Source organism: Shewanella sp. LZH-2, assembly GCF_016859145.1.
GTDB classification, from domain to species: Bacteria; Pseudomonadota; Gammaproteobacteria; order Enterobacterales; family Shewanellaceae; genus Shewanella; species Shewanella xiamenensis.
In genome coordinates, this window is record NZ_CP069350.1 from 4593658 (window position 1) to 4611490 (window position 17833).

At 46.6% G+C, this 17833-nt stretch carries 14 protein-coding genes and 1 rRNA gene; 3 read left to right on the plus strand and 12 right to left on the minus strand.

Annotation, left to right across the window (positions count from 1 at the left end):
* Window positions 1-285 precede the first annotated feature (285 nt).
* Window positions 286-1828, minus strand: a 16S ribosomal RNA gene (locus tag JM642_RS20135).
* Window positions 1829-2348: 520 nt separating this feature from the next.
* Window positions 2349-3776 (minus strand): cytochrome c oxidase accessory protein CcoG, encoded by a 1428-nt coding sequence (gene ccoG / locus JM642_RS20140; RefSeq protein ID WP_037431664.1) that lies wholly within the window; start codon window positions 3774-3776, stop codon window positions 2349-2351.
* Between the two features lie 91 nt (window positions 3777-3867).
* Here ccoG and JM642_RS20145 point away from each other — a divergent pair, with 91 nt between their 5' ends.
* From JM642_RS20145 to JM642_RS20155, 3 genes are all read left to right on the plus strand, one after another.
* A complete protein-coding gene (locus tag JM642_RS20145) occupies window positions 3868-4218 on the plus strand; it encodes a hypothetical protein (protein ID WP_037424115.1) in 351 nt (116 codons plus the stop codon).
* 116 nt (window positions 4219-4334) lie between these two features.
* The gene (locus JM642_RS20150) at window positions 4335-5237 is read left to right on the plus strand and encodes a 1,4-dihydroxy-2-naphthoyl-CoA synthase (RefSeq protein ID WP_169548703.1); all 903 of its coding nucleotides are present in this window, start codon (window positions 4335-4337) and stop codon (window positions 5235-5237) included.
* A gap of 168 nt (window positions 5238-5405) precedes the next feature.
* Window positions 5406-5609, plus strand: coding sequence for a DUF2061 domain-containing protein (locus JM642_RS20155; protein WP_140907419.1), 204 nt, complete (start codon window positions 5406-5408; stop codon window positions 5607-5609).
* A gap of 79 nt (window positions 5610-5688) precedes the next feature.
* Here JM642_RS20155 and glmS read toward each other — a convergent pair whose 3' ends face one another.
* The 10 genes from glmS to atpF form a co-directional block, all read right to left on the minus strand.
* Window positions 5689-7518: a glutamine--fructose-6-phosphate transaminase (isomerizing) gene (gene glmS, locus JM642_RS20160; RefSeq protein WP_144346126.1), complete on the minus strand. Its 1830-nt coding sequence runs from the start codon at window positions 7516-7518 to the stop codon at window positions 5689-5691.
* 75 nt (window positions 7519-7593) lie between these two features.
* A complete protein-coding gene (locus JM642_RS20165) occupies window positions 7594-8364 on the minus strand; it encodes a DeoR family transcriptional regulator (RefSeq protein ID WP_203432451.1) in 771 nt (256 codons plus the stop codon).
* Between the two features lie 200 nt (window positions 8365-8564).
* On the minus strand, window positions 8565-10658 hold the full coding sequence (locus JM642_RS20170) for a TonB-dependent receptor (RefSeq protein ID WP_144346127.1): 2094 nt from the start codon (window positions 10656-10658) through the stop codon (window positions 8565-8567).
* A 259-nt stretch (window positions 10659-10917) separates the two neighbouring features.
* Complete coding sequence (gene glmU, locus JM642_RS20175) at window positions 10918-12282, minus strand: bifunctional UDP-N-acetylglucosamine diphosphorylase/glucosamine-1-phosphate N-acetyltransferase GlmU (protein WP_055647042.1); 1365 nt, start codon at window positions 12280-12282, stop codon at window positions 10918-10920.
* A gap of 170 nt (window positions 12283-12452) precedes the next feature.
* Window positions 12453-12881, minus strand: a complete 429-nt coding sequence (locus JM642_RS20180) for a F0F1 ATP synthase subunit epsilon (protein WP_011624645.1) — start codon at window positions 12879-12881, stop codon at window positions 12453-12455.
* Between the two features lie 36 nt (window positions 12882-12917).
* Window positions 12918-14309 (minus strand): F0F1 ATP synthase subunit beta, encoded by a 1392-nt coding sequence (atpD, locus tag JM642_RS20185; protein WP_037413426.1) that lies wholly within the window; start codon window positions 14307-14309, stop codon window positions 12918-12920.
* A gap of 35 nt (window positions 14310-14344) precedes the next feature.
* Entirely contained in the window at window positions 14345-15205 is an 861-nt protein-coding gene (gene atpG, locus JM642_RS20190; RefSeq protein WP_037413431.1) for a F0F1 ATP synthase subunit gamma, read from the minus strand.
* A 50-nt stretch (window positions 15206-15255) separates the two neighbouring features.
* A complete protein-coding gene (gene atpA, locus JM642_RS20195; protein WP_037413433.1) occupies window positions 15256-16797 on the minus strand; it encodes a F0F1 ATP synthase subunit alpha in 1542 nt (513 codons plus the stop codon).
* A 14-nt stretch (window positions 16798-16811) separates the two neighbouring features.
* Window positions 16812-17345 (minus strand): F0F1 ATP synthase subunit delta, encoded by a 534-nt coding sequence (gene atpH / locus JM642_RS20200; protein WP_203432452.1) that lies wholly within the window; start codon window positions 17343-17345, stop codon window positions 16812-16814.
* A 16-nt stretch (window positions 17346-17361) separates the two neighbouring features.
* Window positions 17362-17832, minus strand: coding sequence for a F0F1 ATP synthase subunit B (atpF, locus tag JM642_RS20205; RefSeq protein WP_011624650.1), 471 nt, complete (start codon window positions 17830-17832; stop codon window positions 17362-17364).
* Window position 17833 lies beyond the last annotated feature (1 nt).

Genomic DNA, 17833 nt, shown 5'->3' on the forward strand with positions numbered 1-17833 from the left:
CTTGAATTGTTGCGACCAGCTGGTTTTACTTGTCTCATCTTCGACCAAGAAGATGGACTCGCCTTAGACTTGAATATTCAAGACACTTAACAAGTGTTTTAAGAACTCAATTTTTTTCGTATTAACACAACGACAGACATCATTGCGTTAATTACTATCAGCTTTCCAAATTGTTAAAGAACAATGCATACCGGCTCGCGGTGCATGTCGCTCTCCCTTCCTTTACAGGAAGTTCAACAAGCCATCTGTGTGAACACTCAGCAAACATCGAGTTAGTCGTATAGGTAAGGAGGTGATCCAGCCCCAGGTTCCCCTAGGGCTACCTTGTTACGACTTCACCCCAGTCATGAACCACAAAGTGGTGAGCGCCCCCCCGAAGGTTAAGCTACCCACTTCTTTTGCAGCCCACTCCCATGGTGTGACGGGCGGTGTGTACAAGGCCCGGGAACGTATTCACCGTGGCATTCTGATCCACGATTACTAGCGATTCCGACTTCATGGAGTCGAGTTGCAGACTCCAATCCGGACTACGACGAGCTTTGTGAGATTAGCTCCACCTCGCGGCTTTGCAACCCTCTGTACTCGCCATTGTAGCACGTGTGTAGCCCTACTCGTAAGGGCCATGATGACTTGACGTCGTCCCCACCTTCCTCCGGTTTATCACCGGCAGTCTCCCTAGAGTTCCCACCATTACGTGCTGGCAAATAAGGATAGGGGTTGCGCTCGTTGCGGGACTTAACCCAACATTTCACAACACGAGCTGACGACAGCCATGCAGCACCTGTCTCACAGTTCCCGAAGGCACAACCGCATCTCTGCAGTCTTCTGTGGATGTCAAGAGTAGGTAAGGTTCTTCGCGTTGCATCGAATTAAACCACATGCTCCACCGCTTGTGCGGGCCCCCGTCAATTCATTTGAGTTTTAACCTTGCGGCCGTACTCCCCAGGCGGTCTACTTAATGCGTTAGCTTGAGAGCCCAGTGTTCAAGACACCAAACTCCGAGTAGACATCGTTTACGGCGTGGACTACCAGGGTATCTAATCCTGTTTGCTCCCCACGCTTTCGTGCATGAGCGTCAGTCTTTGTCCAGGGGGCCGCCTTCGCCACCGGTATTCCTCCAGATCTCTACGCATTTCACCGCTACACCTGGAATTCTACCCCCCTCTACAAGACTCTAGTTCGCCAGTTCGAAATGCTATTCCTAGGTTGAGCCCAGGGCTTTCACATCTCGCTTAACAAACCGCCTGCGCACGCTTTACGCCCAGTAATTCCGATTAACGCTCGGACCCTCCGTATTACCGCGGCTGCTGGCACGGAGTTAGCCGGTCCTTCTTCTGTAGGTAACGTCACAGATGAGCCGTATTAAGACTCACCCTTTCCTCCCTACTGAAAGTGCTTTACAACCCGAAGGCCTTCTTCACACACGCGGCATGGCTGCATCAGGGTTTCCCCCATTGTGCAATATTCCCCACTGCTGCCTCCCGTAGGAGTCTGGGCCGTGTCTCAGTCCCAGTGTGGCTGATCATCCTCTCAGAACAGCTAGGGATCGTCGCCTTGGTGAGCCATTACCTCACCAACTAGCTAATCCCACCTAGGTTCATCCAATCGCGAGAGGCCCGAAGGTCCCCCTCTTTCCCCCGTAGGGCGTATGCGGTATTAGCAGTCGTTTCCAACTGTTATCCCCCTCGACTGGGCAGATCCCTAGGCATTACTCACCCGTCCGCCGCTCGCCACCTCAGGAGTAAACTCCCTTGTGCTGCCGCTCGACTTGCATGTGTTAGGCCTGCCGCCAGCGTTCAATCTGAGCCATGATCAAACTCTTCAATTAAAAGTTTTTTGAATCCGAAGATTCGGCTCAATGAATTCTGAATCGACTTAACTTAATAAGTCGTTGTACATATTGCTATGAACACTCATTCATTGATTTAATTCTTTGATTACTCGCCAAACGGCAGAGTAATTTCGATTAACTCAACACCTGTGAGTGTCCACACAGATTTCTTGTTTAGATTGTTAAAGAGCATTTGACCATTCACTTCGCGTTACCGCTCAGCAGGTCAGGGCTGCGTATTCTACGCATTTCCCTTGTCGCGTCAAGGCGTTTTTACAAACTTCTTGAGGCTTTCGAATCAACTGCACAATTTGCATTCGATTCGCACTGTAACCGCGCTCGCTTTCGCTGTCTGCCGTGTCAGTGGATGCGCATTATAGGCAGCAGAACTTTTTGTGCAAGCGCTTTTTGTCAGAAAATTACGATTAATCATCTAGACGCCTAGATATCCAGCAACATGAATAAAAAAGGGACTAAACAGTCCCTTTTTAAACTCATTTGGTTAACGAAACAGTAACTATGGGCTGAAGAATCGCGATTCTTGCTCGACTTCGACTTCTTCACCATCAATATGGGTTTTCACTTTTATCTCGATGTTTGTCACTGAACGCGAAAGTTCGACCGGATCGACCCCGATACTAATAGGTAGAGTTAATACCTCTCCACCAGCAATCGTCACTGAGGTAGGTCCATACCACTTATAGTTGTTGAGGCCTTCAACACTCATCGTGTATTCATGGGCTTGCTCTGTCTTGTTCAGGATCTTCAAAGTGAAGGTGTTTTCAATCAAACCTCGATCATTTTCTCGATAGAGTTGATTACGGTCGCGGATAATATCCATACGCACTGGCGCAATTGTCGCACTCGCATAGATAAAGATCAGTATCATCGCGGCCAGCACCACACCATAACCCACCAGCTTCGGACGCAGTACCTTCTCTTTAATACCTTCGAGTTTATTTTCGGTGGTGTAACTAATCAGCCCTAGAGGATATCCCATCCGCTCCATGGTTTGGTCGCACGCATCAATGCAGGCACCACAGTTAATACATTCATATTGCAAGCCATTACGAATATCGATACCGGTAGGGCAAACCTGAACACAGAGGTCGCAGTCAATACAATCACCTAGACCCATTTCTTTGGGGTCAGCTTTACGTGAGCGCGGGCCGCGGGTCTCACCGCGTTTTGCATCGTAACCAACGATATAGGTGTTTTTATCAAACATCGCCGATTGGAAACGCGCGTACGGGCACATATGGATACACATGATTTCACGCATCCAACCCGCATTACCGTAGGTCGCTAAGGTAAAAAACACCACCCAGAAGTAGATTGCGCCTGATGCATTAAGGGTAAATACATCGACATAGACTTCACGGCTCGGCACAAAATAGGACACAAAGGTCATTGCCGTGATGAGCGAAAGCACTATCCATGCAGTGTGTTTTGCGGTTTTGCGCCAGATTTTGTCAAAACCCCATGGCATTTGATCTAGCTTAATGCGCTTATTACGGGCACCTTCGAGTTTTTCCTCAAACCAAATGAACATAAATGTCCATACGGTTTGCGGGCAAGTGTAACCACACCAGACTCGGCCGAGATAGGTTGTCACAAAAAATAACGCAAAGGCGGCTATCATAAAGAGAGCGGCAAGTAAGGTCAGATCCTGCGGCCAAATCGTTAAGCCAAAGACATGGAATTTCTGCTCAGCGAGGTTAAACCATACGGCTTGACGATCTCCCCAAGGGATCCAAGGTAATATCAGGAAGAAGAGCATTGCTATCCAGCCCATGCGGCGGCGTAAACTACTCCATAATCCATCGATTGCACGGACATAAATCCGATTGCGGGGGTTAAAGCGATCAGCCTTATCTGCATCAGGCTGGTGAATCTTAATTCGATTGGTTTTCGAATAGTCCTTGTTATTAGATTCTGCGTTCATCGTGACAGCCTTTTACTGCTTTAATATTGGACGAAAACTGGCTTATTATACCCATATTATTAATGGTTATTCACTTATGTTGGACTAAAAGATGAAAGGTTGGATCATATTAGCGCTCCTTTGTGGTGCATTATATTACTTATACACCGAAACAGACAAACTAGATGCACCTATAGCAAAAACAGAGGAAATGGTTCAAAAGATAGAAAGCAAAGTGAGCTCAGCAATGGGCACTCAGATAATTAAAATTAATCAAAATCTCACGAAAGCACGAACAGAGATATTGGAGCGGTTATCAGCATCTGAGGCTGAAGAGTTTAATAAAATCCCACTCACCGAAGATGGCATTGCTGATTTTAAAGAAAACTACTGCGGCACTACAGCCACTGAGCATCCCATTTTTAGCCGAGATAACTTGCTATTTATCTGCGATAACCTCTAATTCCACTAACAGGCAAACGGAATTTTGCAATTCATCACTAAGCATGGTGCTTAGGCGATTGACCAGAAACATGATTCCGCCTAGCCTTTGAGCTTCAATTATATAGGCCTTGCATCATGACTAAACCAGTATCAGATATTTTTGATCCCACACTGTGGGATGAAGTCGACGGATTTAACTTCGACGATATTACTTACCATAGAGCCAAAGCCCACGGCACAGTGCGTATCGCCATCAATCGCCCAGATTGCCTCAATGCCTTTCGTCCAAAAACGGTTGATGAGTTATATATCGCCCTCGATCACGCTCGTCAATGGTCCGATGTAGGTTGTGTATTACTCACTGGCAATGGCCCCTCGGCTAAAGGACAATACTCATTCTCCTCCGGCGGCGATCAACGCATTCGTGGTAAAGATGGTTATAAATATGAAGGCGCCGAAGAGGGCAAAGCCGATTTAGCCAGAATGGGGCGTTTACATATCCTCGAAGTCCAACGATTGATCCGCTTTATGCCAAAAGTAGTGATCGCGGTCGTGCCTGGTTGGGCCGTGGGTGGCGGACACAGTTTGCATGTGGTTTGCGACTTAACCTTAGCCTCCAAGGAACACGCCGTCTTCAAACAAACCGATCCCGATGTCGCGAGTTTCGACTCAGGCTATGGCAGTGCTTATCTTGCCAAGATGATTGGCCAAAAGCGCGCGAGAGAAATTTTCTTCTGCGGCTTTAACTACAGTGCCGATGAAGCCTTTGCCATGGGAATGGTGAATAAATCGGTTCCCCATGCCGAGCTAGAAACCGAAGCATTAATGTGGGCAAAAGAAATCAACTCGAAATCGCCGACAGCGATGCGGATGTTGAAGTACGGCTTTAACATGACTGACGACGGCATGGTTGGCCAGCAACTGTTTGCGGGTGAAGCAACACGTTTAGCCTATGCCAGTGCAGAAGCTCAAGAAGGGCGCGATGCTTTCCTCGAGAAACGTGACCAAGACTTCTCAGCCTTCCCTTGGCATTACTGATCGAAGCTGATTGCCATATAACGCCCTCATTTGAGGGCTTTATATTTTTTTAGCGCTTATAGATAGAAAAAACCGTTTAAACTAATCTCAAAATACGGCTTTAAATTTTAATGAGAATTGTTATCATCTAATCATTCCCAAAAGGGGCTTACATTAGAGGATAGAATCATGACCAAGACACTTACTTTTGCCGTATTACATTTCAGCGTTGCCTTCACCGTTACCTATTTATTAACTGGTAGTGTTTTAGTCGGTGGTGCCGTTGCCTTAGTTGAGCCCGCGATTAACACTGTGGTGTTTTATTTCCACGATAAAGTATGGAAACGTTTAGAAGCAAAAAAGCAGCACGCACTTAATGCAATAACGGCTTAATACACTCAGCCACCAGCACATACTCTAATCAAGCCCCAATAAAAAACCGCCATTTAGGCGGTTTTTTATTGCTTCCAATTTATTCCACCGTCACCGATTTAGCGAGGTTTCGCGGTTGATCCACATCGGTGCCCTTAATTAACGCAACGTGATATGACAGCAACTGTAATGGAATAGTGTAAATCAGCGGCGCCATAAAGATATCGCAGTGTGGAACCGGGATAACCTTCATAGTCTCGTCAGACTCAAACTCAGCATCCACATCGGCAAACACATACATTAAACCACCACGGGCACGCACTTCTTCAACGTTAGATTTCAGCTTTTCTAACAGTTCGTTGTTTGGCGCCACCACTATGACGGGCATGTCGGCATCAATCAAGGCCAGTGGGCCATGTTTCAGCTCGCCAGAAGCATATGCCTCAGCATGGATATAGGAGATCTCTTTAAGTTTCAGCGCACCTTCCATCGCAATAGGGTACTGATCGCCACGGCCAAGGAATAAGGCATGGTGTTTGTCGGCAAAGTCTTCCGCCAATTCAGCAATCGCATCATCTAAGCCTAATGCTTGCTCCACTTTGGCAGGCATAGACTGTAGGCTTTGAGTGATCTCGGCCTGCATTTGCTCCGACATGCCATTATGGCGACCGATCACCGCAGTCAGCATTAATAAACCCGCTAATTGCACGGTAAAGGCTTTAGTTGAAGCAACGCCAATTTCGGCGCCTGCTTTCATCATGTACGCCATGTCAGACTCACGAACTAAGGAAGAGCCAGGCGCGTTACAGATGGTCAGTGTCGCCTTATAACCCATTTCTTTGGCTAGGCGCATCGCTGCAAGCGTATCGGCAGTTTCACCGGATTGAGAAATGGTCACCAACAGGCTGTTAGGGAACAAATGTGACTTGCGGTAGCGGAATTCGGAGGCGATTTCGACATTACAAGAAACGCCAGCCCAATCCTCTAACCAATAACGCGCAGCCATGCCCGCATGGTAGCTAGTACCACAGGCAATAATCTGTACGTGTTTAATATCTTTTAAGAATTCAGCGGCATTATCACCAAAAGCTGTGTCGAGCACTTGTTTGTTGGCGATGCGGCCTTCAATAGTACGCGTCAGAGCCAGTGGCTGCTCATAGATTTCTTTGAGCATATAATGGCGATATTCGCCTTTGTCACCAGCATCGTGGGTGATTTCTGATTCTTTAACTTCGCGCTCAACTTTATTGCCATATACATCGAAAATGCTCACGGTGCGACGAGTCACTTCGGCCACGTCACCTTCTTCTAAAAAGGCGAAAGAGCGTGTGACAGGCAGCAGTGCCAGTTGGTCGGAGGCGACAAAGTTTTCACCTAAACCAAAACCAATCACCAGTGGACTGCCGGAACGCGCGACGACCATGCGCTCGCTGTCGCGGCGGTCAATCACCACAGTGCCATAAGCGCCTTCGAGTTGTTTAACCGTGGCTTGCACCGCAGCCAGTAAGGTGTCGTGCGTTTTTAATTCATGATGAACTAGGTGGCAAATGACTTCAGTATCGGTATCAGAGCTGAAGTGGTAGCCGTGTTCTTTAAGCATTTCACGCAGTTTATGATGGTTTTCGATAATGCCATTGTGCACAACGGCAATATCGCCTTCAGATAAATGTGGGTGAGCATTGCGCTCGCTTGGCTCACCGTGAGTTGCCCAACGAGTATGCGCAATACCAGTGCCGCCTACTAACGGGTCGGTTTCGAGTGCAGCAGACAGTTCCTGTACTTTACCCACGCGGCGGGTGCGATTGAGTTCGCCATTATGAATAACCGCAACACCCGCGGAATCATATCCACGATATTCTAAACGACGTAAACCTTCGACCAGAATTTCGGCCACATCCCTTTGCGCCACAGCGCCAACGATTCCGCACATAGTTTTTACCTATAAAATGAAAAATAAAAATGAAGTTATTTGAGTCATTTGCTCTGGCTTATCACGGGCAAATGCCTAAGGCGAGTAGGGCGCTAAGATAACTTTCACGCCTTGCTCGGTAATTTGGTTAAGGGCGCGCTCTTCGATGCGATCATCGGTGACTAGTACACTGATTTGCGACCAAGGTAGTTCTAAATTAGGGATCCGCTTGCCGATTTTGTCCGAATCCACCATCACGATGACTTCGCGGGAAACCTCAGCCATCACCTTACTTAAACCCGTCAGCTCATTAAAGGTGGTGGTGCCTCGCGCTAAATCGATACCGTCGGCACCGATAAACAGTTGGTCAAAGTTATAGGAGCGTAATACCTGTTCGGCCACTTGGCCTTGAAAGGATTCAGAATGCGGATCCCAGGTTCCACCGGTCATCAATAGGGTCGGCTCATTTTCAAGTTCGTGAATCGCGTTAGCCAAATGAAGAGCATTGGTCATGACCACCAGCCCACGTTTGTGGTCGAGTTCAGCAATTAAGCCTGAAGTGGTGGTACCGCTATCGATAATGATGCGATTGTGATCTTTAATCAGCTGCGCCGCAGCTTTAGCGATGGATAACTTGTTAGGCGCAATCTTGGCAGAAAACTGTTGCGTCACTTCATCGGGAATAGCTACAGCACCACCGTAGCGGCGTAGCAGCAGTCCGGTTTTTTCAAGTTCTGCTAAGTCTTTACGAATAGTCACTTCTGAGGTTTCGAAACGTAATGACAACTCATCGACACTCACTTCACCCTGTTCATTCAGGATGCTGATGATACTGTGGCGTCGTTGCTGTGTATTTCGTTTATTCATAAAACCTTTCAGTTAACTTTCGATTCGAAAGATATATTATAAAGAAACGAAACATTTTTGCTAGTATTCGAAAGATAATTTCGAATCAAGATGGGTCGCTTTTAAGTTGGATTAATTAACTTTATGAAAAATAATAAAAAAGCAGTTCACCCAAAGGTAAACTGCTTTAATTGTATGAAACTTAAAAAGGGGAACTGAGCTTAAAACTTAGCTTCAAGTGCCACGCTGAAGTTACGATCTTGGCCGATAGTGACCATCTTATCGCTACCACCATCTAAGTATTCAGTATCAAATAGGTTTCTCACGTTTGCGCGGATGCTTACGTCTTTACCCATAATATCCATAGTGTAGGCAGCACCGATATCGAAGCGGACATAACCGTCTTTACTGATAGTGTTATTCACATCGGCAAAACGCTCGCCAACATAGATAGCACCGAAGTTCATTGCAAAGTTGTCAGTTACTTCATAACGAGTCCAGATATTGGCAGACCATTCAGGGGCATCAATAGGAGTATTACCTTCACGAGCATCACCCGTTTGATATTCAGCATCTAAATACATCATCGATGATGTCACAAACCAGCTATCTCCAATTTTGCCTTGGGCACCCATTTCAAAACCACGGTGCTTTTGCTCACCACCTTGGGTAGTGATATCAGTATAATCACCAATAGGCGTTGGTAATTTTTCTGAAATGGTAATGTTTTCAAGTGTGATATCAAATACCGCTGCCGTTAGCAGCAAACTATCGTCAAACAGTTCCCACTTTGTTCCCACTTCATATTGAATACCGTATTCAGGCTTTAGGTTAAGTTTGTTATTGATATCGTATTCGTTATTCACTGCACCTTGTGGGGTGAAGCTTTTTGAATAGTTGACATAAATACTGCCATTATCCATAGGCGAATAAATCACCCCGAATTTTGGCGATACGGCATAGCTATTTTCCCCTTCACCGTCTTTTTTCTGCTCGTCATAACGTACACCTGCAAGCAATTTCCATTGTTCGTTGATGGTCATTAAATCTTGCAGATAGAAACCGTAGTATTTGTATTCGCTTGGAGCACTTAATTTGCCCTGATGGTAATCAAGGTCAGGCTGAACAACCGGTTGTCCAGGGATCACTGTTTGAGTTGCACCACGAGCGATTTGTTGCTGGTAGAAGTAATCTAAATAGTTGGCACCAATAAGGAATTGATGCTCCAAGCCTGCTAATTCAAACTCGCCCGTAAAATCAATATAAGCAGTTTTATGCTGCCAATCGTCATATCGATCAAAAGGCTTGATGCTATACCCCTTGGTGAAGGGATCTGCCGCATAAACAGGGGCAGAGTCGAAACGTTGGCGATTAAATTGTTGATCGTTGTAACCGACTTTAACTTTCCAGTCGTTACTCATTTGCCAAGTCAGATCAGCACCTAAATTTGAAACAGTATTATCGGTAAAGGCCCAAGGCGCGTCCCATACGGTTTTCCGCTCGCCAATCACATTGCCTTGTTTATCTAACCAACCACCCGCATCGATGCCCGCTTTGTCTTGGGTATGGTCGTACTTAACTGATAACAAAACATCATCACTGATATCAAATTCTAAGTTTAAGTAACCCAACCAACGATCACGCTCTTGGTTTTCATTAGTAGTTGAATATTCGCGCCAGTATTTAGTGTCTTGTTTAACTAACACACCACGATAACGAATGCTTTGAGCATCGTTTAAGCTGCCTCCCGCATCTAACTGCGCACGGGTAGAGCCGTAGCCATCAGTATCAAAACCTAAATCGAGCATTGAATCATAGGTCGGCTTTTTGGTGACCATATTAACCAAACCGCCAGGACCGGATTGGCCATACAACATACTTGAAGGGCCTTTTAGTACCTCAACCTGTTGTAGCGTTTCTATAGGTTGAACGTAATGAGACCATTGCTGGTGACCGTTGATGAGATAACCGTTGCCCGAATCGAGTTCGAAGCCACGAATACTGAAGACTTGGCGGTTCCAACGAGTAGTACCCGCCGTTACGCTCGAATCGTTAACTAAGACTTCTGCAAGGTTAGTTGCTAATTGTTCGTCAGTCACAAAATCAGGGATAACATTAACGGACTGCGGGGTATCCATTAAGTCAATATCGCCACGCATAGCGCCCGATGCGCTACCGACTTTATAATCGTTAAAAGTACGGCCTGTTACATTAATACGTTCTATATTTGCATCGTTTGGCGCTTCTGCCATAACAGGCATCGCCATTAATGCAGCCCCAACGGCCAAACCTACAACTGAATATTTAAATACCATTGCCAACACCTCAAGTAGACCTTTCGTCTTAGAATTGCAGGCAATATAAATAAGAATTGTTTTTATTTAAGGATCTTTACATGGATTTACAATTTGGCGTGACTTAGATCAACTTTGAATAAAAACAATGAATTACCCATAACACCACAGTATTAATTCAACATTAATTTAGCTGATTTTTATTTGGAGAGGATTTAGACCTTTGACAAAAAAACATAAAGCGGCTAATTGCCGCTTTCTATAACAAAAAATAAAGCCGTTACTTCTTAATCTTTACCGGACGTTGCCAGCCAGTCAGATGTTTTTGCTTAACACGGGTGATCACTAGCTCATCCTCACCCACATCACGGGTAATTGTTGACCCTGCACCGAGCGTCGCGCCTTTACCAATGGTCACCGGCGCCACCAGCTGAGTATCACTCCCCACAAACACATTATCTTCAATCACGGTTAAGTGTTTATTGGCACCATCGTAATTACAGGTAATAGTACCCGCACCAATATTCACACCCGCACCGATTTGCGCATCGCCTAAATAGGCTAAGTGACCCGCCTTAGACCCCACACCTAAAACGGCTTTTTTCATCTCAACGAAGTTACCGATATGGGCATCTTGCATTAACTCAGCACCGGGGCGTAAACGGGCAAAAGGCCCCGCACTGGCTGCTACGCCGAGTTTAGCGCCTTCGATAATAGAGTAAGGTTTGATCTCGGCATTGTCGGCAATTTCACAGTCGATAAGAATTGCACCAGCGCCGATGCTAACGTTATTGCCAATCACCACTTTACCTTCGAAAATCACATTCACATCGACCATCACATCCATACCCACGGTCACTTCACCACGGATATCGATACGGCTTGGATCGCGCAAATTAGCGCCAGCAATCATCAGCTTTTCGGCTTCACGGGCCTGATAAGCGCGCTCAAGTTGCGCAAGCTGCACGCGGTTATTGGCACCTTCCACTTCGATAGCAGATTGCGGCTGAGCAGTATTAATCTCAACCCCATCGGCGTGGGCCATGGCGATAATATCCGTTAGATAGTATTCACCTTGGGCATTGTTATTCGATAAGCGACCAAGCCAGGTTTTTAATGCATTACCAGGAACAGCCATAATGCCCGTGTTAACTTCATTAATAGCAAGTTGCTCTGGATTAGCATCTTTTTGTTCGACAATACCGACAACCTTGCCCTGTTCGCGCACGATACGGCCATAGCCAGTTGGATTGGTTAGATTGACGGTTAAAATCGCCACGCCATTATCGGGACGCGCAGCAAGTAATGCTTCAAGCGTAGAGGCTTGGATTAACGGCACATCACCGTAAAGGATCAGCACAGTATCATTATCATCGATATTAGGAATCGCCTGAGCGACCGCATGGCCAGTGCCTAACTGCTCGGCTTGCAACATCCAATTGAGTTGCTGCTCACCCAAAGCGGATTTTAATTTATCGGCACCGTAGCCATAAACGAGCTGTATAGTATCACTGCCAATATGGTGTGCAGTATCAATCACATGCTGCACCATGCTCTTATGAGCGATAGGATGTAATACCTTGGGAAGATCCGAGCGCATGCGAGTTCCTTTTCCTGCTGCCAAGATCACTACATTTAATGCCATTGCCATATCCTTGATTAACATCCCAAAGGGATAAACTGAGCTCTATTTAATGGCGCAATTTTAACGGAAAGGCGCAGCAAAGCGAAAGGCAGATCTCAAAACGCAGCGAAAAAACCAACAAAAAAGGCGGGTATCTTTCGATAACCGCCTTTTATCACAAACAATAACCTTTATCTGGCAATGTTTTTCTTGATGGTTTCAACAACACGTAATTGAGCCATTGCTTTCGCTAACTCAACCATAGCGGCATCATAATTAAAGTCCGCACCCGCAGTTGCCATATGGGCTTCTGCACGACGCTTGGCTTCTAATGCTGCCTGCTCATCAATATCTTTGGCACGCATAACCACATCAGCTAACACAGAAACAGAAGAAGGTTGTACTTCCAGTAAACCACCAGAAAGATAAAACACTTCTTCGCTGCCGTCTTGTTTGACGATGCGCGCCATGCCAGGTTTGATATAGCTTAACAGTGGAGCGTGGCCATGCATGATGCCCAACTCACCTTCAGAACCGGTCACTTGTAGGCTAGCTACGCGACCTGAGAAGATGCTGCTCTCTGCACTTACTATATCAAGCTGTACTGTCATGGCTGCCATCCCGTTCTCCTTAAAAAACTAAGTATGACTACTTAGTTATTTCTTTTTGTTAGCTTTCTCGACAGCTTCGTCGATAGAACCAACCATGTAGAACGCTTGTTCTGGAATGTGGTCGAACTCGCCACTCAGAATTCCCTTAAAGCCACGGATAGTGTCTTTCAGAGAAACGTACTTACCAGGAGAACCAGTAAAGACTTCTGCTACGTGGAAAGGCTGAGACAAGAAACGCTCAATCTTACGTGCACGGGAAACGGTCATCTTGTCATCATCTGACAATTCGTCCATACCGAGAATCGCAATAATGTCTTTCAGCTCTTTGTAGCGTTGCAGAACAGTTTGTACACCGTTAGCTACGTCATAGTGCTCTTGACCAACCACTAATGGATCTAATTGACGAGAAGTCGAATCCAATGGGTCAACCGCTGGGTAAATACCCAGAGAAGCGATTTGACGTGACAATACAACAGTCGCATCTAAGTGAGCGAAGGTTGTTGCTGGTGACGGGTCAGTCAAGTCGTCCGCAGGTACGTATACCGCTTGTACAGAGGTAATAGAACCCGTCTTAGTTGAAGTAATACGCTCTTGCAGAACGCCCATTTCTTCAGCCAGAGTGGGTTGGTAACCTACCGCAGAAGGCATACGACCTAACAGTGCTGATACTTCAGTACCGGCTAGGGTGTAACGGTAGATGTTGTCAACGAACAACAGTACGTCACGACCTTCGTCACGGAACTTTTCAGCCATAGTCAGACCGGTCAGTGCTACACGCAGACGGTTTCCTGGTGGCTCGTTCATTTGGCCATAAACCATGGCTACTTTGTCGAGAACGCCAGAATCCTTCATCTCGTAGTAGAAGTCGTTACCCTCACGAGTACGCTCACCTACACCAGCGAATACAGAAAGACCTGAGTGAGCTTTAGCGATGTTGTTAATCAGTTCCATCATGTTAACTGTCTTACCAACACCCGCACCACCGAACAGACCGACTTTACCACCCTTAGCGAATGGACATACAAGGTCGATAACCTTGATACCCGTCTCTAACAGTTCAGTCGTGTTTGATTGCTCTTCGTATGAAGGAGCGCTGCGGTGAATCACATAACGTTCTTCTTCGCCAATTGCACCAGCTTCATCAATAGGGTCGCCTAAAACGTTCATGATACGGCCAAGAGTGGCGGTACCAACAGGAACAGAAATAGGTGAACCTGAGTTTACTACCTCAAGACCACGACGCAGACCATCAGAAGTACCCATAGCGATGGTACGAACTACACCACCACCTAGTTGTTGCTGAACTTCCAGCACCAAACCATTACAGGAGCCTTCACCTGTGATCTTCAGAGCGTCATATACCTGAGGTACGGCATCTTGTGGAAACTCTACGTCCACAACCGCGCCAATCACTTGGACAACAGTACCTGTGCTCATGATTAATCCTCTAAAACTTGTATTCGTTACCTAACCTAAACCGCAGAGGCACCAGAAACAATTTCCGACAGTTCTTGCGTAATCGCAGCCTGACGAGCCTTGTTATAGACCAATTGCAAATCGTCAATCAGTGTACCCGCGTTGTCCGTTGCCGCCTTCATCGCCACCATACGGGCAGCTTGTTCGGAAGCAATGTTTTCAACAACACCTTGGTAAACCTGAGATTCTACATAACGAACCAATAAGGTATCCAAAAGGGCTTTTGGATCAGGTTCGTAGATGTAGTCCCAACGATGAGCAACCTCATCATCTTCCGATTTAGGCAAAGGTAGCAGCTGCTCGATCACAGGAGTCTGCGTCATAGTGTTTACAAACTTGTTGAACACTACATACAGACGATCCAGTTTGCCTTCGTTGTAAGCATCTAGCATCACACGTACTGTCCCGATCAGGTCAGCGAGCTTTGGCGCATCGCCTAAACCTGAAGCATGGGCAGAAACCTGTCCACCGAAGCTTTTGAAAAACTGCACACTACGAGCACCAATAGGGCAGAATTCAAATTCTGCACCTTGCTCTTTCCAGCTTTTCACGTCTGCAACAACCTTTTTAAAGAGGTTGACGTTCAGACCACCACAAAGGCCACGGTCGGTTGCTACAACAATGTAACCAACCCGCTTAGCCTCTCTCACCTCTAAGTAGGGGTGTTTATACTCGAGAGAACCTTGCGCTACGTGACCGATCACCTTACGCATGTTTTCCGCGTATGGACGGCTCGCAGCCATGCGTTCCTGCGCTCTGCGCATTTTGCTGGCTGCCACCATTTCCATGGCGGACGTGATCTTCTGAGTGTTTTTTACACTCGCGATCTTGGTTTTAATCTCTTTAGCGCCGGCCATCTCTACTCTCCAATCTGGACCTGAGGTGTCTTAAGACACCTCTATCATTGTTACCAGGTTTGGGTTGCTACGAACTTGTCGAGGCCAGCTTTTAATTCAGCTTCGATATCGGCGTTATAATCGCCAGTCTCGTTGATAAGCTTGATTAAAGCAGCATGCTCGCTGTTCATGTACGAGAGCAGAGCGGCTTCGAAATCACCAACTTTTTTCAGCTCAATGCCCTTCAGGTAACCTTTTTCAGCTGCGAAAATAGACACAGCTTGAGCAGCTACACTCATAGGAGCATATTGTTTTTGCTTCATCAGTTCGGTAACACGCACACCATGCTCTAGCTGAGCACGAGTTGCATCGTCTAAGTCAGATGCAAACTGTGAGAACGCAGCAAGTTCACGATACTGTGCAAGAGCAGTACGAATACCACCAGACAGTTTCTTGATGATCTTAGTCTGAGCCGCACCACCAACACGAGAAACAGAAATACCTGGGTTAACCGCTGGACGTAAGCCAGAGTTAAACAGATCAGTCTCAAGGAAGATCTGACCGTCAGTAATCGAAATTACGTTGGTCGGTACGAATGCAGATACGTCACCCGCCTGAGTTTCAATAATAGGCAGCGCGGTTAACGAACCGGTTTTACCTGTTACTGCACCTTTAGTGAACTTTTCTACATAATCTTCGTTTACGCGTGAAGCACGCTCTAGTAAACGAGAGTGTAGATAAAATACGTCACCAGGATAAGCTTCACGGCCTGGTGGACGCTTCAATAGTAACGAGATCTGACGGTAAGCAACTGCTTGCTTAGACAGGTCATCGTATACGATCAGAGCATCTTCACCGCGGTCGCGGAAGTATTCACCCATAGCACAACCAGAGTACGGTGCTAAGTATTGCAGCGCAGCAGCTTCAGAAGCTGTAGCAACCACAACGATAGTGTTAGCTAATGCACCGTGTTCTTCTAGCTTACGCACTACGTTAGCGATAGTAGAAGCCTTTTGGCCTACTGCTACGTATACGCACTTAATGCCAGAATCGCGCTGGTTGATGATTGCGTCGATCGCCATGGCTGTTTTACCAGTTTGACGGTCGCCAATGATCAATTCACGTTGGCCACGACCGATTGGGATCATAGCGTCAACGGCTTTATAACCAGTTTGAACTGGTTGATCTACTGACTTACGCTCGATAACACCAGGAGCAATCACTTCAATAGGAGAGAAACCATCGTTGTTGATAGCTCCTTTTCCGTCAATAGGCTCACCCAGAGTGTTAACTACGCGGCCTAACAGGCCACGACCGACTGGAACTTCCAGAATACGGCCAGTAGTTTTAACTTTTACGCCCTCTGCTAAATCAGCATAAGGGCCCATTACTACGGCACCGACAGAATCACGTTCAAGGTTCAACGCGATTGCAAAACGGCTACCAGGCAGTTCGATCATTTCACCTTGCATCACATCGGCTAGGCCGTGGATGCGGATAATGCCGTCACTAACCGCAACGATAGTACCTTCGTTACGAGATTCGCTAACGACTTCGAACTGCTCGATCCGCTGCTTAATCAGATCGCTGATTTCAGTGGAATTCAGTTGCATGCTCAAACTCCCAATTACGACTGCAGCTTTTCAGACAGACGCGATAACTTACCGCGGACAGAGCCATCAATGACTAAGTCACCTGCCTTAATGATTACACCGGCGATAAGCGCGGCGTCAGTGCTGCAATTCAGCTTAACTTTGCGTGCGAGACGTTTCCCTAAAGAAATACTGATCTGCTGCTGTTGTTCAGAGCTGAGCTCAGCTGCAGAAACCACATCGGCTTCCACTTCTTTTGCCCACTCATTACGGTATTGAGCAAAAAGCTCATATACAGCAGGTAGTACCTTTAAGCGACCGTTTTCAGCCATTACCTTTATCAAGTTTTGACCTTGCTCATTGATTTGCTCACCACACACACTGATAAAGAGTGCGGCGAGTTTGGTGCTGGCTAAAGAGCCAGTCAGCAGTGGCTGCATGGTTTCGTTTTCACTAACCAATGCGGCAAACGTGAGCATTTCGGCCCAGGTATCCACTGCGTTGTGTTCAACAGCAACGTCAAAAGCTGCCTTTGCGTAAGGGCGAGCGATGGTGGTTAATTCAGCCATAACTCAAACTCCCTTATCAAATTTCAGCGACTAGTTTATTAACTATGTCACTGTGGGCGGCTGGATCAATAGAACGCTCAAGGATCTTCTCAGCACCCATGATGGCAAGAGTAGCAACCTGCTTACGCAGATCCTCTTTCACGCGATTACGTTCAGCTTCAATTTCTGCTTTACCCTGAGCGATGATTTTGGCACGCTCAGCGTCTGCTTCGGCTTTAGCTTCTTCCACTATTTGAGCTTTACGCTTGTTAGCTTGCTCAATAATTTCGTTAGCCGTCACCTTGGCTTCTTTTAGTTGGTCAGTCGCTTTCGCTTGAGCCAACTCTAGGTCTTTTACCGCACGATCAGCATCAGCTAGACCGTCAGCAATCCTTTTTTGGCGCGCTTCGATGGCATTCATCAAAGGGGGCCATACAAACTTCATGCAAAACCACACGAAGATGATAAAGGCGACCGTCTGACCGATTAGGGTAGCGTTGAAATTCACA

Bases quoted from the DNA above. Each gene is read 5' to 3' on its own strand.
- atpH (WP_203432452.1), bottom strand. From the start codon at position 17,345: ATGGCTGAATTAACCACCATCGCTCGCCCTTACGCAAAGGCAGCTTTT.
- atpD (WP_037413426.1), bottom strand. From the start codon at position 14,309: ATGAGCACAGGTACTGTTGTCCAAGTGATTGGCGCGGTTGTGGACGTA.
- JM642_RS20180 (WP_011624645.1), bottom strand. From the start codon at position 12,881: ATGGCAGCCATGACAGTACAGCTTGATATAGTAAGTGCAGAGAGCAGC.
- atpG (WP_037413431.1), bottom strand. From the start codon at position 15,205: ATGGCCGGCGCTAAAGAGATTAAAACCAAGATCGCGAGTGTAAAAAAC.
- JM642_RS20150 (WP_169548703.1), top strand. From the start codon at position 4,335: ATGACTAAACCAGTATCAGATATTTTTGATCCCACACTGTGGGATGAA.
- ccoG (WP_037431664.1), bottom strand. From the start codon at position 3,776: ATGAACGCAGAATCTAATAACAAGGACTATTCGAAAACCAATCGAATT.
- JM642_RS20155 (WP_140907419.1), top strand. From the start codon at position 5,406: ATGACCAAGACACTTACTTTTGCCGTATTACATTTCAGCGTTGCCTTC.
- atpA (WP_037413433.1), bottom strand. From the start codon at position 16,797: ATGCAACTGAATTCCACTGAAATCAGCGATCTGATTAAGCAGCGGATC.
- glmS (WP_144346126.1), bottom strand. From the start codon at position 7,518: ATGTGCGGAATCGTTGGCGCTGTGGCGCAAAGGGATGTGGCCGAAATT.
- glmU (WP_055647042.1), bottom strand. From the start codon at position 12,282: ATGGCATTAAATGTAGTGATCTTGGCAGCAGGAAAAGGAACTCGCATG.
- JM642_RS20165 (WP_203432451.1), bottom strand. From the start codon at position 8,364: ATGAATAAACGAAATACACAGCAACGACGCCACAGTATCATCAGCATC.
- JM642_RS20145 (WP_037424115.1), top strand. From the start codon at position 3,868: ATGAAAGGTTGGATCATATTAGCGCTCCTTTGTGGTGCATTATATTAC.
- JM642_RS20170 (WP_144346127.1), bottom strand. From the start codon at position 10,658: ATGGTATTTAAATATTCAGTTGTAGGTTTGGCCGTTGGGGCTGCATTA.